General features: G+C 66.5%; 9 protein-coding genes. 5 read left to right on the forward strand and 4 right to left on the reverse strand.

The features are described from left to right. Positions 1-71: 71 nt before the first annotated feature. The 4 genes from QNO06_RS05645 to QNO06_RS05660 all read right to left on the reverse strand — a co-directional run bounded on the left by QNO06_RS05645 (position 72) and on the right by QNO06_RS05660 (position 5,304). Positions 72-1,496, reverse strand: coding sequence for a dicarboxylate/amino acid:cation symporter (locus QNO06_RS05645; protein ID WP_227914185.1), 1,425 nt, complete (start codon positions 1,494-1,496; stop codon positions 72-74). A 191-nt stretch (positions 1,497-1,687) separates the two neighbouring features. Continuing rightward, positions 1,688-3,385 carry a DUF885 domain-containing protein gene (locus QNO06_RS05650; RefSeq protein WP_227914211.1) on the reverse strand — a complete coding sequence of 566 codons (1,698 nt, stop codon included), beginning with the start codon at positions 3,383-3,385 and terminating at the stop codon, positions 1,688-1,690. Positions 3,386-3,472: 87 nt separating this feature from the next. Next, complete coding sequence (locus QNO06_RS05655) at positions 3,473-3,712, reverse strand: acyl-CoA carboxylase epsilon subunit (RefSeq protein WP_227914186.1); 240 nt, start codon at positions 3,710-3,712, stop codon at positions 3,473-3,475. Then, positions 3,709-5,304, reverse strand: a complete 1,596-nt coding sequence (locus tag QNO06_RS05660; RefSeq protein ID WP_227914187.1) for an acyl-CoA carboxylase subunit beta — start codon at positions 5,302-5,304, stop codon at positions 3,709-3,711. The genes QNO06_RS05655 and QNO06_RS05660 overlap by 4 nt, the downstream gene beginning before the upstream one ends. A gap of 261 nt (positions 5,305-5,565) precedes the next feature. On the opposite strand from QNO06_RS05660, the gene QNO06_RS05665 reads away from it, so the two are divergent. From QNO06_RS05665 to QNO06_RS05685, 5 genes are all read left to right on the forward strand, one after another. Continuing rightward, positions 5,566-6,423, forward strand: a complete 858-nt coding sequence (locus QNO06_RS05665) for an SDR family oxidoreductase (protein WP_227914188.1) — start codon at positions 5,566-5,568, stop codon at positions 6,421-6,423. Positions 6,424-6,483: 60 nt separating this feature from the next. Beyond that, on the forward strand, positions 6,484-7,371 hold the full coding sequence (locus QNO06_RS05670; protein ID WP_227914189.1) for a biotin--[acetyl-CoA-carboxylase] ligase: 888 nt from the start codon (positions 6,484-6,486) through the stop codon (positions 7,369-7,371). 43 nt (positions 7,372-7,414) lie between these two features. Next, positions 7,415-7,984 (forward strand): PH domain-containing protein, encoded by a 570-nt coding sequence (locus QNO06_RS05675; RefSeq protein WP_227914190.1) that lies wholly within the window; start codon positions 7,415-7,417, stop codon positions 7,982-7,984. Beyond that, positions 7,977-9,149: an adenylate/guanylate cyclase domain-containing protein gene (locus tag QNO06_RS05680; protein WP_227914191.1), complete on the forward strand. Its 1,173-nt coding sequence runs from the start codon at positions 7,977-7,979 to the stop codon at positions 9,147-9,149. Before QNO06_RS05675 ends, QNO06_RS05680 begins: the two co-directional genes overlap by 8 nt. 170 nt (positions 9,150-9,319) lie before the next feature. Then, positions 9,320-15,403 (forward strand): Ig-like domain-containing protein, encoded by a 6,084-nt coding sequence (locus QNO06_RS05685; protein WP_227914192.1) that lies wholly within the window; start codon positions 9,320-9,322, stop codon positions 15,401-15,403. Positions 15,404-15,437 lie beyond the last annotated feature (34 nt).

Consider the following 15,437-nt stretch of genomic DNA (forward strand, 5'->3'; position numbering starts at 1 on the left):
CAGCCAGCCCGGCCGGCCGTTAACGCAGCAGGGCCGCCCCCCAAGGGGACGGCCCTGCCAAAGCGGTGAACCTAGCTCCTGACACCCGCTCCGGGCACCTGGATGGCGGTTTGCTCCGCAGCGGTCCGCACCGGGTCGATCTGCTCCGAGTCGTCCGCAAACGGGTCGCCCTCGCGCTTGGCGTTGTAAAGCTCGGCATCCAGCAGGCCGTTGCGCTTGGCCACCAGGGTGGGAACCACGGTCTGGCCGGCCACATTGACGGCCGTGCGGCCCATGTCCAGGATCGGATCGATGGCCAGCAGCAGCCCGACGCCGGCCAGCGGCAGGCCCAGCGTGGACAGCGTCAGGGTCAGCATCACGACGGCGCCGGTGGTGCCGGCGGTGGCGGCTGAACCCAGCACGGAGACCAGGGCAATCAGCAGGTAGTCCGTAAAGCCGAGGTCAATGCCGAAGAACTGTGCCACGAAGATCGCGGATACGGCCGGGTAGATCGAGGCGCAGCCGTCCATCTTTGTGGTGGCGCCCAGGGGTACGGCGAAGGACGCATAGGCCCGGGATACACCGAGGTTGCGTTCGGTGACGCGCTGGGTCAGCGGCAGTGTTCCCACGGAGGAGCGGGACACGAAGGCCAGCTGGATGGCCGGCCAGGCGCCGGAGAACCACTGGCGTACGGACAGGCCGTGGCTCTTGATCAGTGCCGGGTAGACGCCGAACAGGACCAGGAACAGGCCGATGTAGATGGTCAGTGCGAACATGCCCAGGGAACCGATGGTGTCCCAGCCGTAGGTGGCCACGGCGGTGCCGATCAGGCCGACGGTGCCCACCGGGGCCAGGCGGATGATCCACCACAGCACCTTCTGGATCACGGCCAGCGCCGACGCGTTCAAGGCCAGGAACGGCTCGGCGGCCTTGCCGACCTTGAGGGCGGCGATGCCGACGGCGATGGCGATCACGAGGATCTGCAGCACGTTGAAGCTGACGCTGGTGCTCACGTCGCCGCTCTCGGCGACCTTGGAGCTGGCACCCAGGCCAAGGAAGTTGCCCGGGATCAGGCCGGTGAGGAAGCCCAGCCAGCTGCCCTGGCTGCCGTGGAAGTCCTCCTGGGCGACGTCGGCATTGTTACCCGGCTGCAGCACGGTGCCCAGCACCATGCCGATGACCACGCTGATCAGTGCGGTAAGGGCGAACCACAGCAGGGTCTGCCAGGCCAGCCGTGCCGCGTTGGAGACGGCACGCAGATTCGCGATCGAGCTGACGACGGCCGTGAAGATCAACGGCACAACGGCGGTCTTCAGCAACGAAACGTAGCTGGTGCCGATGGTGCTCAGGGTGGTGGTCAGCCAGTTCGGCTCGTCACCGTTGGAGCCCATCGACTTGGCCAGCAGGCCAAGGGCCAGGCCGGCGATGAGCGCAGCGATGATCTGCGGCCCGAAGGACGTTGCCCACTTGGGCAAACGCCGGGCGGGGGAATCAGGGGAGGAGGTCTGTGTGGTCACGGAGAAGACTCTAACGGCGGACCACTACCAGACCTGCCTTGAAGTTGCGAAATATTACGCCGGCCAAAACGGGTGCTTTGCAGGTAGCGCGCTGCAGGCCCGCGGCGTCCTGCGGAGAAAGGGCAGTGCCCCGGGGTATTCCCCGGGGCACTGTGACGAACCTCGCACTGGAGGAAGGCGCCGGAACCGGGTTAGTTCCCCAGCAGGGCCCGCCGCAGGGTGTCCAGGCCCACCGAGCCCAGCTGCAGGGCCCGGGTGTGGAAGGCCTTCTCATCGAAGGCGTCCCCTTCGCGGCTGCGGACCTCGTCGCGGATCTGCTCCCAGAGCCGCTGGCCCAGCTTGTAGGACGGCGCCTGGCCCGGCCAGCCGAGGTAGCGGGTGAACTCGAAGTTCAGCTGGCCTTCGCTGATGGTCAGGTTTTGCCTAAGGAAGTCGTAGCCCTTCTCGGCTGTCCAGGTGCCTTCACCCCAGCGCTCGGGAATATCCAGTTCCAAGTGGACGCCGATGTCGAAGACCACGCGGGCCGCGCGCATCCGCTGGGCATCAAGCATGCCCATCTTGTCGCCCGGATCGCTGAGGTAGCCCAGCTGATCCATCAGCCGCTCGGCGTACAGCGCCCAACCTTCGCCGTGGCCGGAAACCCAGCAGATGTTCCGCCGCCAGTCGTTGAGCAGCCCGCGCGCCGCCGTCGCCGTGGCAATCTGGAGGTGATGCCCGGGTACGCCCTCGTGGTAGACCGTGGTGGTCTCCTGCCATGTGGTGAAGGTGTCCTCGCCCGCAGGAACGGACCACCACATGCGCCCGGGCCGGGAGAAGTCATCGCTGGGGCCGGTGTAGTAGATGCCGCCCTCCTGGGTGGGGGCGATCATGCACTCGATCCGGCGCATGGGTCCGGTGATGTCAAAGTGCGAGCCGGCCAGGTCTTCCACGGCGCGGTCCGCCAGGTCCTGCATCCAGGACTGCAGCTCATCGGTGCCGTGCAACTGCCGGGCCGGATCCTCGTTCAGGATGTCCATTGCCTCCTGCACAGTGGCGCCGGGGCGGATCTGCTCCGCTACGGCTTCCTGTTCGGCGATGATGCGGTCCAGCTCTTCCACGCCCCATTGGTAGGTCTCCTCCAGATTGACGGAGGAGCCCAGGAACCGGCGGGACATTAGTGCGTAGCGTTCGGCGCCGACGGCGTCCTTCTCCGGCGCTGCGGGCAGCATCTCGGATTCCAGGAAAGTGGCCAGGGACAGGTACGCGCGGCGGGCGGACTCGGCGCCGGTGCGCAGCTCGGCCAGCAGTGACTCGGGGAGGTTTTCGCCGCCGGGCAGGGATGCGTTGGCGGACAGGGCGTCGAAGAACCCGCCGTCCTCGGCATAGGCGGAAGCCTGCTCGATGACAATCTTGACCTGCCGGCGGGCCGGCACCAGCGACTGTTCCAGTCCGCTGCGGAGGCTGGTGATGTAGCCCGCGACGGCGTCGTCGACGTTGTTCAGCCGGCCGGCAATGTGGTGCCACTGCTCCTCGGTATCCGTGGGCATCAAATCGAAGATGCTGCGGATGCCTTGGGCGGGGGAAGCGATGTTGTTCAGGTCCGACAGGTCCCAGCCGGATTCGTGGATCTCCAGGTCCAGGCCGAGGCGCTCGTGCATGGCGTCCAGGGTCACACGGTCGACGTCGTCCGCGGGTTCCAGGCCGTCCAGGCGGCTGAGCGTTTCCCGGATGGCTTCGGCGAAGGACTCCAGGCCTGCGGGGGAATAGTCGCCGTATTCGGTTTCCCGCCCCGGGATGCCCAGGGAGGTGGCAAGGGACGGATCCAGGTCGAGGAGGGTGGCGGTGTATGCATTGGCCACGGCGTCGATGGCAGTGGGCTGGCGCGCCGGCGCGCTGGCCGCGGTGGACATGGGCTCGGAAGATGATGTCTGTTGGCTCACAAAGGTAGCCTAACCGCAGAGGCGCCCGGCGGGCCTAATCGCCGTTCCGCAAGGGGGCTAACGGAAGCTGCGCCGCCAGGAGCCCGGCCCGGGGGTCGGCTCGAGCCGGAGCATCCGGCGCCGGGCCCAAATCCGGTGTGCCGGGCGCGGTGCCGGCAGCACTGCTTCTTCAGCCGCCAGCCCGGCGACGACGGCGGCCAGCGCCGCGAGCTCCTCGTCCGTGGGGTTGCCGGCCACCACGGAGAGCAGGGGTGCATCGGGGGCCGGCGACTCGGGGGATAGGTCCGCGGTGCTCACAGCGGCATGTTCCCGTGCTTCTTGGCCGGCAGGGCGGCGCGCTTCTCGCGCAGGGCCCGCAGCCCGCGGATCAGCTGCAGCCGGGTTTCGGAGGGGGCAATCACGGCGTCCACGTATCCGAGCTGGGCGGCCTGGTACGGGTTGAGCAGCTCGTCCTCATACTGCTCGATGTACTGGCGGCGGACGTCTTCGACGTCGCCCCCGGCGTCGGCGGCTGCCTTCAGCGGCGCCCGGTAGAGGATGTTGACGGCGCCCTGGGCACCCATCACGCCGATCTGCGCGGTGGGCCAGGCGAGGTTGAGGTCGGCGCCCAGCTTCTTGGAGCCCATCACAATGTAGGCCCCGCCGTAGGCCTTGCGGGTGATGACGGTGAGCTTGGGGACGGTGGCCTCGGCGTAGGCGTAGAGCAGCTTCGCGCCGCGGCGGATGATGCCGTTGAACTCCTGGTCCTTGCCCGGCAGGAAGCCCGGCACGTCCACGAAGGTGAGGATGGGAATGTTGAAGGCGTCGCAGTTCCGGACGAAGCGTGCGGCCTTCTCAGAAGCGGCGATGTCCAGGGTGCCGGCAAACTGCATGGGCTGGTTCGCCACGATGCCCACGGTGTGGCCTTCGACCCGCCCGTACCCGATGATCACATTCGGTGCGTAGAGGGCCTGCATTTCCAGAAAGTGGCCGTCATCCAGCACGTTCTCGATGACGGCCCGGATGTCATAGGGCTGGTTGGCGGAGTCCGGGATGAGGGTGTCCAGGGCCAGGTCCGCCTCGGTGGGTTCCGGATCGGAGTCGAAAGCGGTCAGCGGTGCTTCGGCAAGGTTGTTGGACGGCAGGAAGTCCAGCAGTTCGCGGACGAACTCGATGGCGTCCTCCTCGTCCGAGGCGAGGTACGTGGACGTGCCCGTGGTGGCGTTGTGCTGGCGGGCACCGCCCAGGGTTTCCATGTCCACGTCTTCGCCCGTGACCGTCTTGATGACGTCGGGTCCGGTGATGAACATGTGGGAGGTCTTGTCCACCATAACGACGTAGTCGGTCAGGGCGGGGGAGTACGCGGCACCGCCGGCGGAGGGGCCCATGATCAGGGAAATCTGCGGCACCACCCCGGACGCATGCACGTTGTTGCGGAAGATGTCAGCGAACATGGCCAGCGACGCGACGCCTTCCTGGATGCGGGCGCCGCCGCCGTCGAGGATGCCCACCACGGGACAGCCGGTGCGCAGCGCGAATTCCTGCACCTTGACGATCTTCTCGCCGTTGACCTGGCTCAGGGAACCGCCGTACACAGTGAAGTCCTGGCTGTAGACGGCCACGGGACGGCCGTCCACAGTGGCGTAGCCGGAAACCAGGCCGTCGCCCAGGGGCTTCTTCTTTTCCATCCCGAACGCGGTGGAGCGGTGGACAGCCAGTGCATCGAACTCCACGAAGGACCCGGCGTCGACCAGCAAACCGATGCGCTCCCGGGCAGTGTGCTTGCCGCGGGCGTGCTGCTTCTCGACGGCGGCCTGTCCGGAGGGCAGCTCAGCCTCGGCCTGGCGCCGCCGGAACTCGGCGATCTTGCCTGCGGTCGTGTGCAGGTTCGTGTCCTGGTCGATGCTCAAGAAGGCCTCCGGGTGCCGGTCGAGTAGCGCGGGAACCTTCCGGCGGGAAGGGCCGTGCTGGGCGTTAAGTAGGTTCCGCACAAAATGCGTGCGGTTTACGGGGTGTGGTTTACCCAGTCTAGTGAGCGCCTGCACCGGGACTGAGTGTAGAAATCCTACAATTTCGCGTCCCGGTGCTTGGTCCGGCGCAGATGTGGGCCGACATGCGGACACGATGTTACTGACGGGTAACTTAGCTGTGGTGTGTATTACTGTCGAGGCATGAGCACACCCAACAGCACCCCGGAAACGGCGTCGCGGTCCCTGGCCGGACGCACCATCCTGATGTCCGGCGGCAGCCGCGGCATCGGACTTGCCATTGCCCTGCGTGCCGCAGCGGACGGCGCCAACATTGCAATGCTCGCCAAAACGGCGCAGCCGCACCCCAAGCTGGAAGGCACGGTCTACACCGCCGCCGAACAGTTGGAGGCTGCCGGCGGCAAGGCCCTCCCGATCATCGGCGACGTGCGCCGCGACGAAGACGTTGCCCGCGCGGTCCAAGCCACCGTGGAACAGTTCGGCGGGATCGACATTGTCCTGAACAACGCCTCGGCCATTGATCTGTCCGGCACGGACGCCGTGACGATGAAGAGCTATGACCTGATGGCGGACATCAATACCCGCGGCACCTTTATGCTGTCCAAGTTCTCCCTGGACGCCCTGCGCCGGTCCGATAACGCCCACATCCTGACGCTCTCCCCGCCCCTGAACATGGACCCCAAGTGGGCCGGCAACTACCTCGCCTACACCCTGGCCAAGTACGGAATGTCGCTCACTACGCTCGGCCTGGCGGAGGAACTGAAGAACGACGGCGTGGCGGTGAACTCGCTGTGGCCGGTCACCGGCATCGACACCGCGGCAATCCGCAACATGCCCGGCGGCGACAAGCTGGCGGCGGCGTCGCGCAGCGCCGACATCATGGCCGATGCTGCACATGCCATCCTGACCCGGCCCAGCAGCCAGTCGACCGGCAACTTCTACACCGATGAAGCCGTCCTCCGGGAGGAAGGCATCACCGATTTCAGCCGGTACGCGCCGGGCGTGCCCGCAGAGTCGCTGATGCTGGACTTCTTCCTCTAGCCGGGCCTGCACGGAACCGGGTGCCCGTCAATGTCAGGGCGCCCGCGTAAGATCGGATGCATGCAACTGCACTACTCCAGCATGGAAAGACCGGCCCTGGATCCGGACCGCCTGCGGGCGGCCCTGGTGGCCCCCGCCGGCCCGTATGCGGAGCTGGAAGTAGTACAGGAAACAGGTTCCACCAACACGGACCTGGCCGACGCCGCCCGCCTGCGCCCCTGGGAGGTTCCGGACCTTACGGTGCTGACCGCCGAACTGCAGAACGCCGGCCGGGGCCGGATGGACCGCAGCTGGGTGGCACCGGAACGGTCCTCCCTGTTTGTCAGCGTCCTGATGCGGCCGGTGAACCGGGACGGGCGCCCGCTGCCCACGGACTCCTACGGCTGGCTGTCGCTGCTGGCTGCGCTGGCGATGGCAGAGAGCATAGCCGCCCGCACCGGCGTGGAAGCCCGGCTGAAATGGCCGAATGACGTGATGGTGGACGGACGCAAGCTCGCCGGGGTGCTGGCGCAGCTGGTTCCCTCCAGCGACGGCGCACCGCCGGCCGTAGTGGTTGGTGCCGGCCTGAACGTGAGCCTCACCGATGAGGACCTGCCGGTTCCCACGGCCACCAGCCTGCTGATGGAGTATGCCTCCACCACGGACCGCAACATCCTGCTCCAGGACTACCTGCTGGCCCTGGCGGACGGCTACCGCTTGTTCTGCTCCGTAGACGGAGACGCCAACGCCGTGCCCGCAGGCGGGCAGGACTCGCTGCGGGGCCGGGTTACCGCACGGTTGACCACCCTGGGCCGGGACGTGCGTGCCGAGCTGCCCGGGGGCGGAGCCCTCCTGGGCCGTGCTGCGGCGCTGGCGCCCACGGGAGCCCTCGTTATTGTCGATGAGCAGGGGCACCCGCACACGGTCAGCGCCGCCGATGTGGTGCACCTGCGCGCCGGGCAGGCCTGAGCATATGAGGACCGGACTGTCCCTTTTCGGCAGGCGGTGGGCGGTGCGCCTGAGACTGTATCCCGGCGAACACCTCATAACCGCCGGACGCCCGCACGCCCGTTCTCTGTGGAAACCGCTGGTACTGGCCGGAGTCACCGGTGCCGCCGCCGGATACGCATACGGCTGGCTCGGCCGGGACAGCCTGCCCGGGCAGCTCGGCGAGTGGAGTCCGTATCTGCAGCCCGCCGTCGCTGCCGTGGCCGTGCTGCTCCTGCTGCGCTACTGCGTCCCGCCCGTGCTGCGCTGGTTGGCCGGCCGCATCATCCTCACCGACCGCCGGCTGATCCAGCGCCAGGGGGTGCTGCTGCGGCGTGAGCATGAGATTGCCCTGGCTGCCATCTACCAGCTGGAAATACGGCAGTCCGTGCCGGACCGGATGCAGGGAAGCGGCACGCTGGTGCTGGACCTCGGACACGGGCGGGTGATGCAGTACCCGGCGGTGCCCGAAGTGCACCGCTTCCGGTCGCTAGTGGTCTCGGCCATAGGCCAGCTGCCGCTGACCGCCATGTTTGATGGTGTAGATATTGATTCAGACGGGGGATACGACTACGAACGGAGGGACAATGACTGACGCAGGCCACGGCGAGGCCGGCGCCGCCAGCCACCCCGAACCCCTGTCAGTGCCTGCCGATTCCGTGCCGGCGGACCCGCTGCAGGCCGCAACGGCGCCCCGCCCGGACTATTCGGCGGCGGACACGGGTACGGAAATTGACCGGGAGGACGTGCGCAGGCTCGAGGCGCAGCTGATCGGCGGTCCGCGGACCTTGAGGCGCCGTGAAGCTGCCGCCGAAGCGGGCGTCTCGCTCCTCTCGGCCCGCAAGCTCTGGCGCGCCATGGGTTTCCCGAACCTCGACGACGACGCGGTCTTTTTCACCGAGCAGGACCGGGAGGCGCTCAGCACCGTGATTGAACTGGTGCGAGACGAGCAGCTCACCGAGGAAGCGGCCATTTCCATCATGCGTTCCATCGGCCAGATGACGGACCGCATGGTGGTGTGGCAGGTTGAAGCACTGGTCGAAGAAATGGTGGCTAGGCGCGGAATCACCGACGCCGAGGCCCGCAAGAACCTGGTGGCGGCCCTGCCCGATTTGATTGAACCGTTGGAAAAGACGCTGGTCTACGCCTGGAAGCGGCAGCTTAATGCGGCTATCCAGCGGCTGGCCCTGCGCGCCGAAGCGGGCCTGGCCAGCCACGACGGCAGCGCCTCGGATGATGCCCCGCTGCCGCTGGCACGGGCGGTGGGTTTCGCTGATCTTGTCTCCTACACCAGCCTTTCCCGGCAGATGAACGAGAAGACCCTGGCGCAGATGGTGCAGCGTTTTGAGCACAAGTGTGCCGAGATCATTTCGGTGGGCGGCGGGCGGCTGGTCAAGACCATCGGCGACGAAGTGCTCTTCAATGCCGAGACACCTGAGGCCGGTGCCGAAATTTCACTGGCACTGGCGAAGGCCTTCACCGAAGATGAGCTGCTGCCCTCGGCCCGCGTATCCCTGGTCTGGGGACGCGTCCTGTCCCGGCTGGGAGACATCTACGGCCCCACCGTGAACCTTGCCTCCCGGCTGACGTCCCTGGCCGAGCCCGGCACTGTGCTGACCGATGCCTCCACCGCGGCCGCGCTGAAGGACAACCCGAAGTTTGTCCTCATCCCGCATCAGCCGCGCAACGTGCGCGGGTTTGGTGAAATCCACCCGGTGACTTTGGCCCGCGGCACCGGATCGGGACTGGTCCTGGACTGATTCCGGGTCCCTCCGCGGCCCGCCCCGCGGCCCGTTCCCTTGGGCAGTGACGCAAGTTACCTCCAGATGAGATCTGTGTAACACTATGCGGTGGAACTGTGGTGTCCGCTCCCTGTCTCGGGGGTTGCCGGACCCCTTTCCGCTGCAGGTCAAAACCAGGGGGAAACATCGTGGCAGCGCATGGGGGAAATGCACGTCTGCTCAGCCGCAAGCGGCGCAGGGCAGTGTCGGTTGGCTCGGCCGTTGCGGTCACCGCAGGGCTGGTGACCGGAGCACTGCTGTATCCGGGGTTCGCCAGCGCCGATGTGGACTTGAACGACGGCGGGGTCTGGGTCACCAACCGCACCCAGGGCATGGTGGGCCACCTGAACTACCCTTCCCGGCTGCTCGACGGCGGTTACACCGCGAACAGTGACAACTTCGATGTGCTGCAGAACGCCGGCACCGTCTTCAACCTCAACACGGACCAGTCCAAGGCCAGCCCGGTGGACGTGGCCAACGTGGCTCGCGGGGCCGAAGTGCAGCTTCCCGGTGCCGCCGAGTTTTCCTTCGGCGGGGACACGGTTGCCATTACCGACCCGGCCCAGGGCAGGGTATGGATCACGCCTGCCAGCGACGTCGGATTTTTCAGCGAGGACGACGCGAAACCGGTGCTTGACGGGAAACCCGGCGTGCTGGCTGCCGTCTCTTCAGAGGACCACGTTGTGGTCGCGGCGCCGTCGGACGGGATTCTTTACACGTTCGAGAAGGACGAGGACGGTGAGTTCGGCGAGCCCGAAACCCGGGAAGCCGCCGCCCTGAAGGACTTCAAGGACGCGCAGATTGCTGCAGTCGGGGCCCGTCCCGTGGTGCTGAACACGGAAACCGAAACACTGCTGCTGCCCAACGGTGAAACCGTCAGCATTCCGGAGGGGAAGAACGCGAAGCTGCAGCAGAGCGGACCGGAGAGCGAGTTTGTCGCCGTCGCCACGGAGGATGCCCTGATCCTGCAGCCCCTGGACGGCGGGAAACCGGAAATCACTGAGCTCGACTCCGGCGGCGGCGGCGCAGCGGCTCCGGTACGGCTGGGCGACTGCGTGTACGCGGCATGGGCAGGCTCAGGGACCCATGTGCGGGACTGCGGCAACGACGCCGAGGACACCCGCGAGGACATCCCCGGCCTGAGCCCGTCTTCCGAACTGGTTTTCCGCGTGAACCGCGACGTGGTGGTCCTCAACGACGTCAACGGCGGCGGCGTATGGCTTGTCCTGGAGAACATGCAGTTGGTGGACAACTGGGGGGACGTCATTCCGCCCGAGCAGAGCAATGACGACGATGAAGAGGAGGCTGCCAGCGAGAACCCGGTCAATGCCCTGCCGGACCGGACCACGGACAACCGTGCGCCGGTGGCCTCGGACGATACTGTGGGAGCCCGTGCCGGGCGGACCACCATCCTGCAGGTCCTTGAAAATGACAGCGACCCCGACGGCGACCTCCTGACTGCTTCCGTGGTGGGGGATATGCCCATGGTGGGCGGCGTGGAACCCATTTACAACGGCGCAGCCCTGCAGATCGTGGTCCCGCTTAATACCCCCGCGGGAACAGGAACCTTCACGTACCAGGTCAGTGACGGCCGCGGCGGCACGGACACCGCCAGCGTGAGCGTACGGGTAGTGGGAGCCGGGGAAAATACCCCGCCTGAACCCCGCCGGAACACGAAAATCCTGTTGGAACAGGGAAAATCGGTTAGCCAAAACGTCCTCAACGACTGGAAAGACGCCGACGGGGATGACCTGGTCCTCATCAGCGCGGAGCCCACGGAAGATGGAGACCAGGTCCGCCCTGCCTCCGACGGCCTGCTGGACTTCCGGGACGTCGGGAAAACCCAGGGTGTCAAGGAAGTGGCCATCACGGTTTCCGACGGTACTGACGAAGTCAAGGGGACCGTCACCTACGACGTGCGGCCCTCAGGCGTCCTTCCGCCGGTGGCCAACTTTGACCACGTCACTACCACCGTGGACCAGCCCGTTCAGATGTTCCCGCTGAAGAATGACCTGGATCCGGCAGGAGGCCAGTTGACCCTGGCCAAGGCCGAGGGCGAAAAAGGCGTGGTGGTCACCCCGGACTACCAGACCGGGTCCATTGGGTTCATGCCAACCGAGGCGGGCACCTACTACATCGAATATCTGGTGACCAACGGGCCGCAGAGCGCCAGCGGGCTGATCCGCGTTGATGCCAACCCGTCCGGCCGGGGAGGAGTCCCGGTGGCGGTGCGCGACGTCGCCCTGCTGCCCCGCGGCGAAAGTGTCCTGGTTGACGTCCTGGGCAATGACACGGACCCCACCGGCGGGATCCTGGTGGTGCAGTCTGTCCGCACTCCCGATGACGCGCCGGTGAACGTGGCAGTGCTGGACCGGCATCTCCTGCAGATCCATGACACCCGCAGCCTGCGCCAGCAAATGACCATTGAGTACTCCGTCTCCAACGGCACTGCCGCCAAGACGGGCGAGGTGAACATCATTCCGGTGGAGCAGCCGGCCACCCTCCTGCCCCCGACCGCCGGCCCGGATGAAGCAGTGGTGCGGGTGGGCGACGTCGTCACCATTCCCGTGCTTGATAACGACTCCTCTCCCACCGGCGGTGAGCTGACACTGAATCCGGTCCTGCCGCAGCCTGTTGACCCGCAGGACGGGCAAATGTTCGTCTCCGACAACAAGCTGCGGTTCGTGGCCGGGCAAAGTGCCAAGACGGTGTATGCCATTTACGAGGTCTCCGACGAGACGGGCCAAAAGAACTCTGCGCAGGTACGCATCAATATCCGGCCCCGCGACGATGAGAAGAACACACCCCCGGTGCCGGTGAACGTGGAGGGGCGCGTTGTTGCCGGAACCACCGTGCGTATCCCCATTCCGCTGGACGGGCTGGATGCGGACGGTGATTCCGTGGTGCTCAACGGAATCGGCAGCGCTCCGACCCGCGGTGCTGCCCTCGCCGGCCCGAATTACATCGACTACACCGCCCTGGCCCAGGCCGCAGGGACCGATTCCTTCACCTACACCGTCCGGGACCGCTTGGGCGTGGAAAACACCGGAACGGTCCAAGTGGGAATTGCACCCGCTGCACAGGCCAACCAGAAGCCTGTGGCAGTGGAGGATACCGTGACGCTCCGTCCCGGGCGGTCCCACGCGGCCTCGGTGCTGCGCAACGACTCCGATCCGGACGGGGACCCCATCTCCCTAAACACCGCAGCGGTCACCGGCAGCGACCCGGCGCTGGAGACGCGCACCGACCTGTCCCGGGTCCTGCTGAAGTCGCCCAAGACACCTGGCGCGTACGGCGTCACCTACGGCGTTAAGGACAACAGGGGAGGGGTGGCAACAGGCAACGTGATGGTGGTTGTCGACGAGGACGCACCCCTGCTGCCGCCCACGTCCCGGGATGACCTGGTGGACGCATCCGAGACCCGGGACAAGAGTTTCGTGGAAGTTCCCGTGCTTGAAAATGATGAGGATCCGGACGGGCTGGCGGACGATATGTCCGTACGGATCATGGGCGACTATCCCTCCGCTTCGGTTTCCGGGGGGAAGGTCCGGGTGGACCTGACCAACGAGGCGCAGATCATTCCCTATACGGCGGAAGACCAGGACGGCGGCACCTCAAGCGCCATCATCTGGGTGCCGGGCCTGAGCACGCAGTACCCCATGCTGCGTGAAGGGGAACCCTTGGAGGTGCAGGCCGGAAGCACCTTGGACCTGAACCTTAAGTCGCTCGTGGTGGTGCGCAACGGCCGCACTCCAAGGATCACCACCGCAGAGCACGTCCGCGCCATTGGCACGAAGGACGGGGGAGCCCGGATCATGGGTGCCTCCTCGCTCCGATACGCCCCGGACCCTGACTATTCCGGTCTGGGATCGGTGACCTTCGAGGTCACCGACGGCGCCGGCCCGGAGGATCCCGAGGGGTTGAAGGCGACCCTGACGGTCCTCGTCAACGTGATTCCGCTGCCGGAGCAGAACTACCCGCCCACGATCAGTTCGGGATCACTCGAAACGGCCAAGGGCGAGCCGGAGGTGACCCTGGACCTGGCCGGCCTGGCATCTGATCCGAACCCTGAGGATGCCAGCCGGCTGCGCTTCAAGCTGGCCGCCGACGTGCCGAACGGTTTTGACGGCGAAATCGACGGCAGTGTCCTGAAGATCCGCGCGGCCGATGATGCGGCGGTAGGAACCACCGGGGAACTGTGGGTCTCCGTATCGGACGGCCGCGGCGAACCGGTGCGGGGACGGGTGGACCTCACGGTTATCGCCTCCATGCGTGCACTGCCCGTAGCGGCCGACGACGTCGTCCCGGACGCAGTCCAGGGACGTCCCGTGACGGTGCCGGTACTGGACAATGACTTCAACCCGTTCCAGGACCGCCCGCTTGAGATTGTCGAAGTGCGGTCCGACGCCAACGGCACCGCGGTCCTGCAGGGCTCGAATGTGGTGGTGACACCGGGATCGGAATTCGTGGGCAGCATGAACGTCCAGTACATCGTCCGGGACCGGACGGGTGAGGTGAGCCGCCGGGCCGCCGGCCAGATCCGGCTCACCGTACAAGGCAAGCCGAATGCTCCCTCCACGCCCATGGTTGAATCAACCCGCAGCCGCACCGTTGTGCTCGCCTGGAATCCGCCAGCAGCCAACGGTTCGCCGATTACCGGTTACACAGTCACGGCAGCCAACGGATTCAGCCAGGCCTGCCCGGCAACCACGTGCACGCTTACCGGGCTGACCAACAACGTGGAGTACGTTTTCAGGGTCACGGCGTCCAACGCCCACGGCACGTCCGCGCCGTCGCCCACCTCCGCCGTGGCGCGCCCGGACACCCAGCCGGGGCGCCCGGCACCGCCCACCTTGGTTTACGGTGACCGGGAGCTGAAGGTTGCCTGGACTGCGCCGCCGAACGACGGCTCGCCCATCACCGGCTACGACCTGCAGATTTCCCCTGCCCCGCCGAACGGAGCGGTACAGAAATCCGCACCCGCAGCGGGCGGCACCCTGGTGTGGTCCGGGTTGGATAACGGCACCAGCTACCGGGTGCGGATCCAGGCCCGGAACTCCGCTCCGGATCCCTCCGAATGGAGTGATTATTCAGCCCCCGAGCATCCCAATGGACTGCCGGGCGCGCCCGGCGCACCGAGCACGTCCTCGGCACCAAGCGTCGGGAAAGAATCCCAGCTGACCGTGGAATGGGGTGCCGCTCCCGGAAACGGGGCCGAAATCCTGGCCTATCAGGTGTACGAATACCAAGGCAGCAACCTCATTCGCACCATTCCGGCCGGCAGGGAAACCCGGGTGACCATCACCGTCCCCAACTCGGAGCAGGACTACTCCTACGCCGTACAGGCACAAAACCGCTCAGGATGGGGCGAAACCGGGCCGCAGTCAGCGCCGCGGCGGGCCCGCGGTATTCCTGACGGGCCGCCCGCTCCCGTCTTGGAGCCGGCGGAGACCGCTGGTGCCGGCCGGGCAGTCAAGGTCACCTTCCAAGAGCTGAACGCATCCCAGCGCAACGGCGCCAAAGCGGACGAAATCGCCTACGTGGCGGTCTTTTCCAACGGAAACCGGCAGCAAGTCCGAAGCGGAGACGTGGTGCGCGGGTTCACCAACGGAGGTACGGTCAGTGCCCAAATCATGGCAGTGGTGACCGTCCCGGGCTCTACATATGACGGTCAGCCAGGACCGCCATCGGGCGACGTCATGCCTTACGGGGCGCCGGGCCTGCCCACGGTGACAGGCACCGACGGGAAACCGCTGAAACTCGGAGGCACGGTCACATGGACCCCACCGGATTCCGGAAGTTTCGACGTCCATCATCTGGAGGCACGAAAGGACGATGAGCCGTTTATCCCGGTCTACTCAGACAACACGGTCCTGGGCAAAGACAAGCTGAACGAGGCGCACTCGTTCGAGGTACGCGCCGTGAACTCCAGGGGTGAGGCCGGCGCGCCGGTCAAAGTAACGGTGAACAGCGGCCGTTATTACGCGGGCACTGCGACTGCCCACACCTGCTGGCGCAACCCGGACGACTCCGTCAGCGGCGATTGCAGCGGTTGGGGAGGCGTGGACGCAGGTTCAGAGGTCCAGGCGGAGTGCACCGGCATGTGGAAGGGCGAGACGTGGTTGCGTGTGCCCGGACGCGGAGGGCGCCCCGCATACGTACTGAACCGGGACGTGGCACCTGCCGAGGGCAACGCTCTCAGCCAGATTGGGAACTGTCCGGCCACCTGGTAGCACCACGACTAACTACGAATCAAGCAACTGGAGA

The organism is Arthrobacter sp. zg-Y20 (assembly GCF_030142075.1).
In the GTDB taxonomy this organism is placed as follows: Bacteria; Actinomycetota; Actinomycetes; order Actinomycetales; family Micrococcaceae; genus Arthrobacter_B.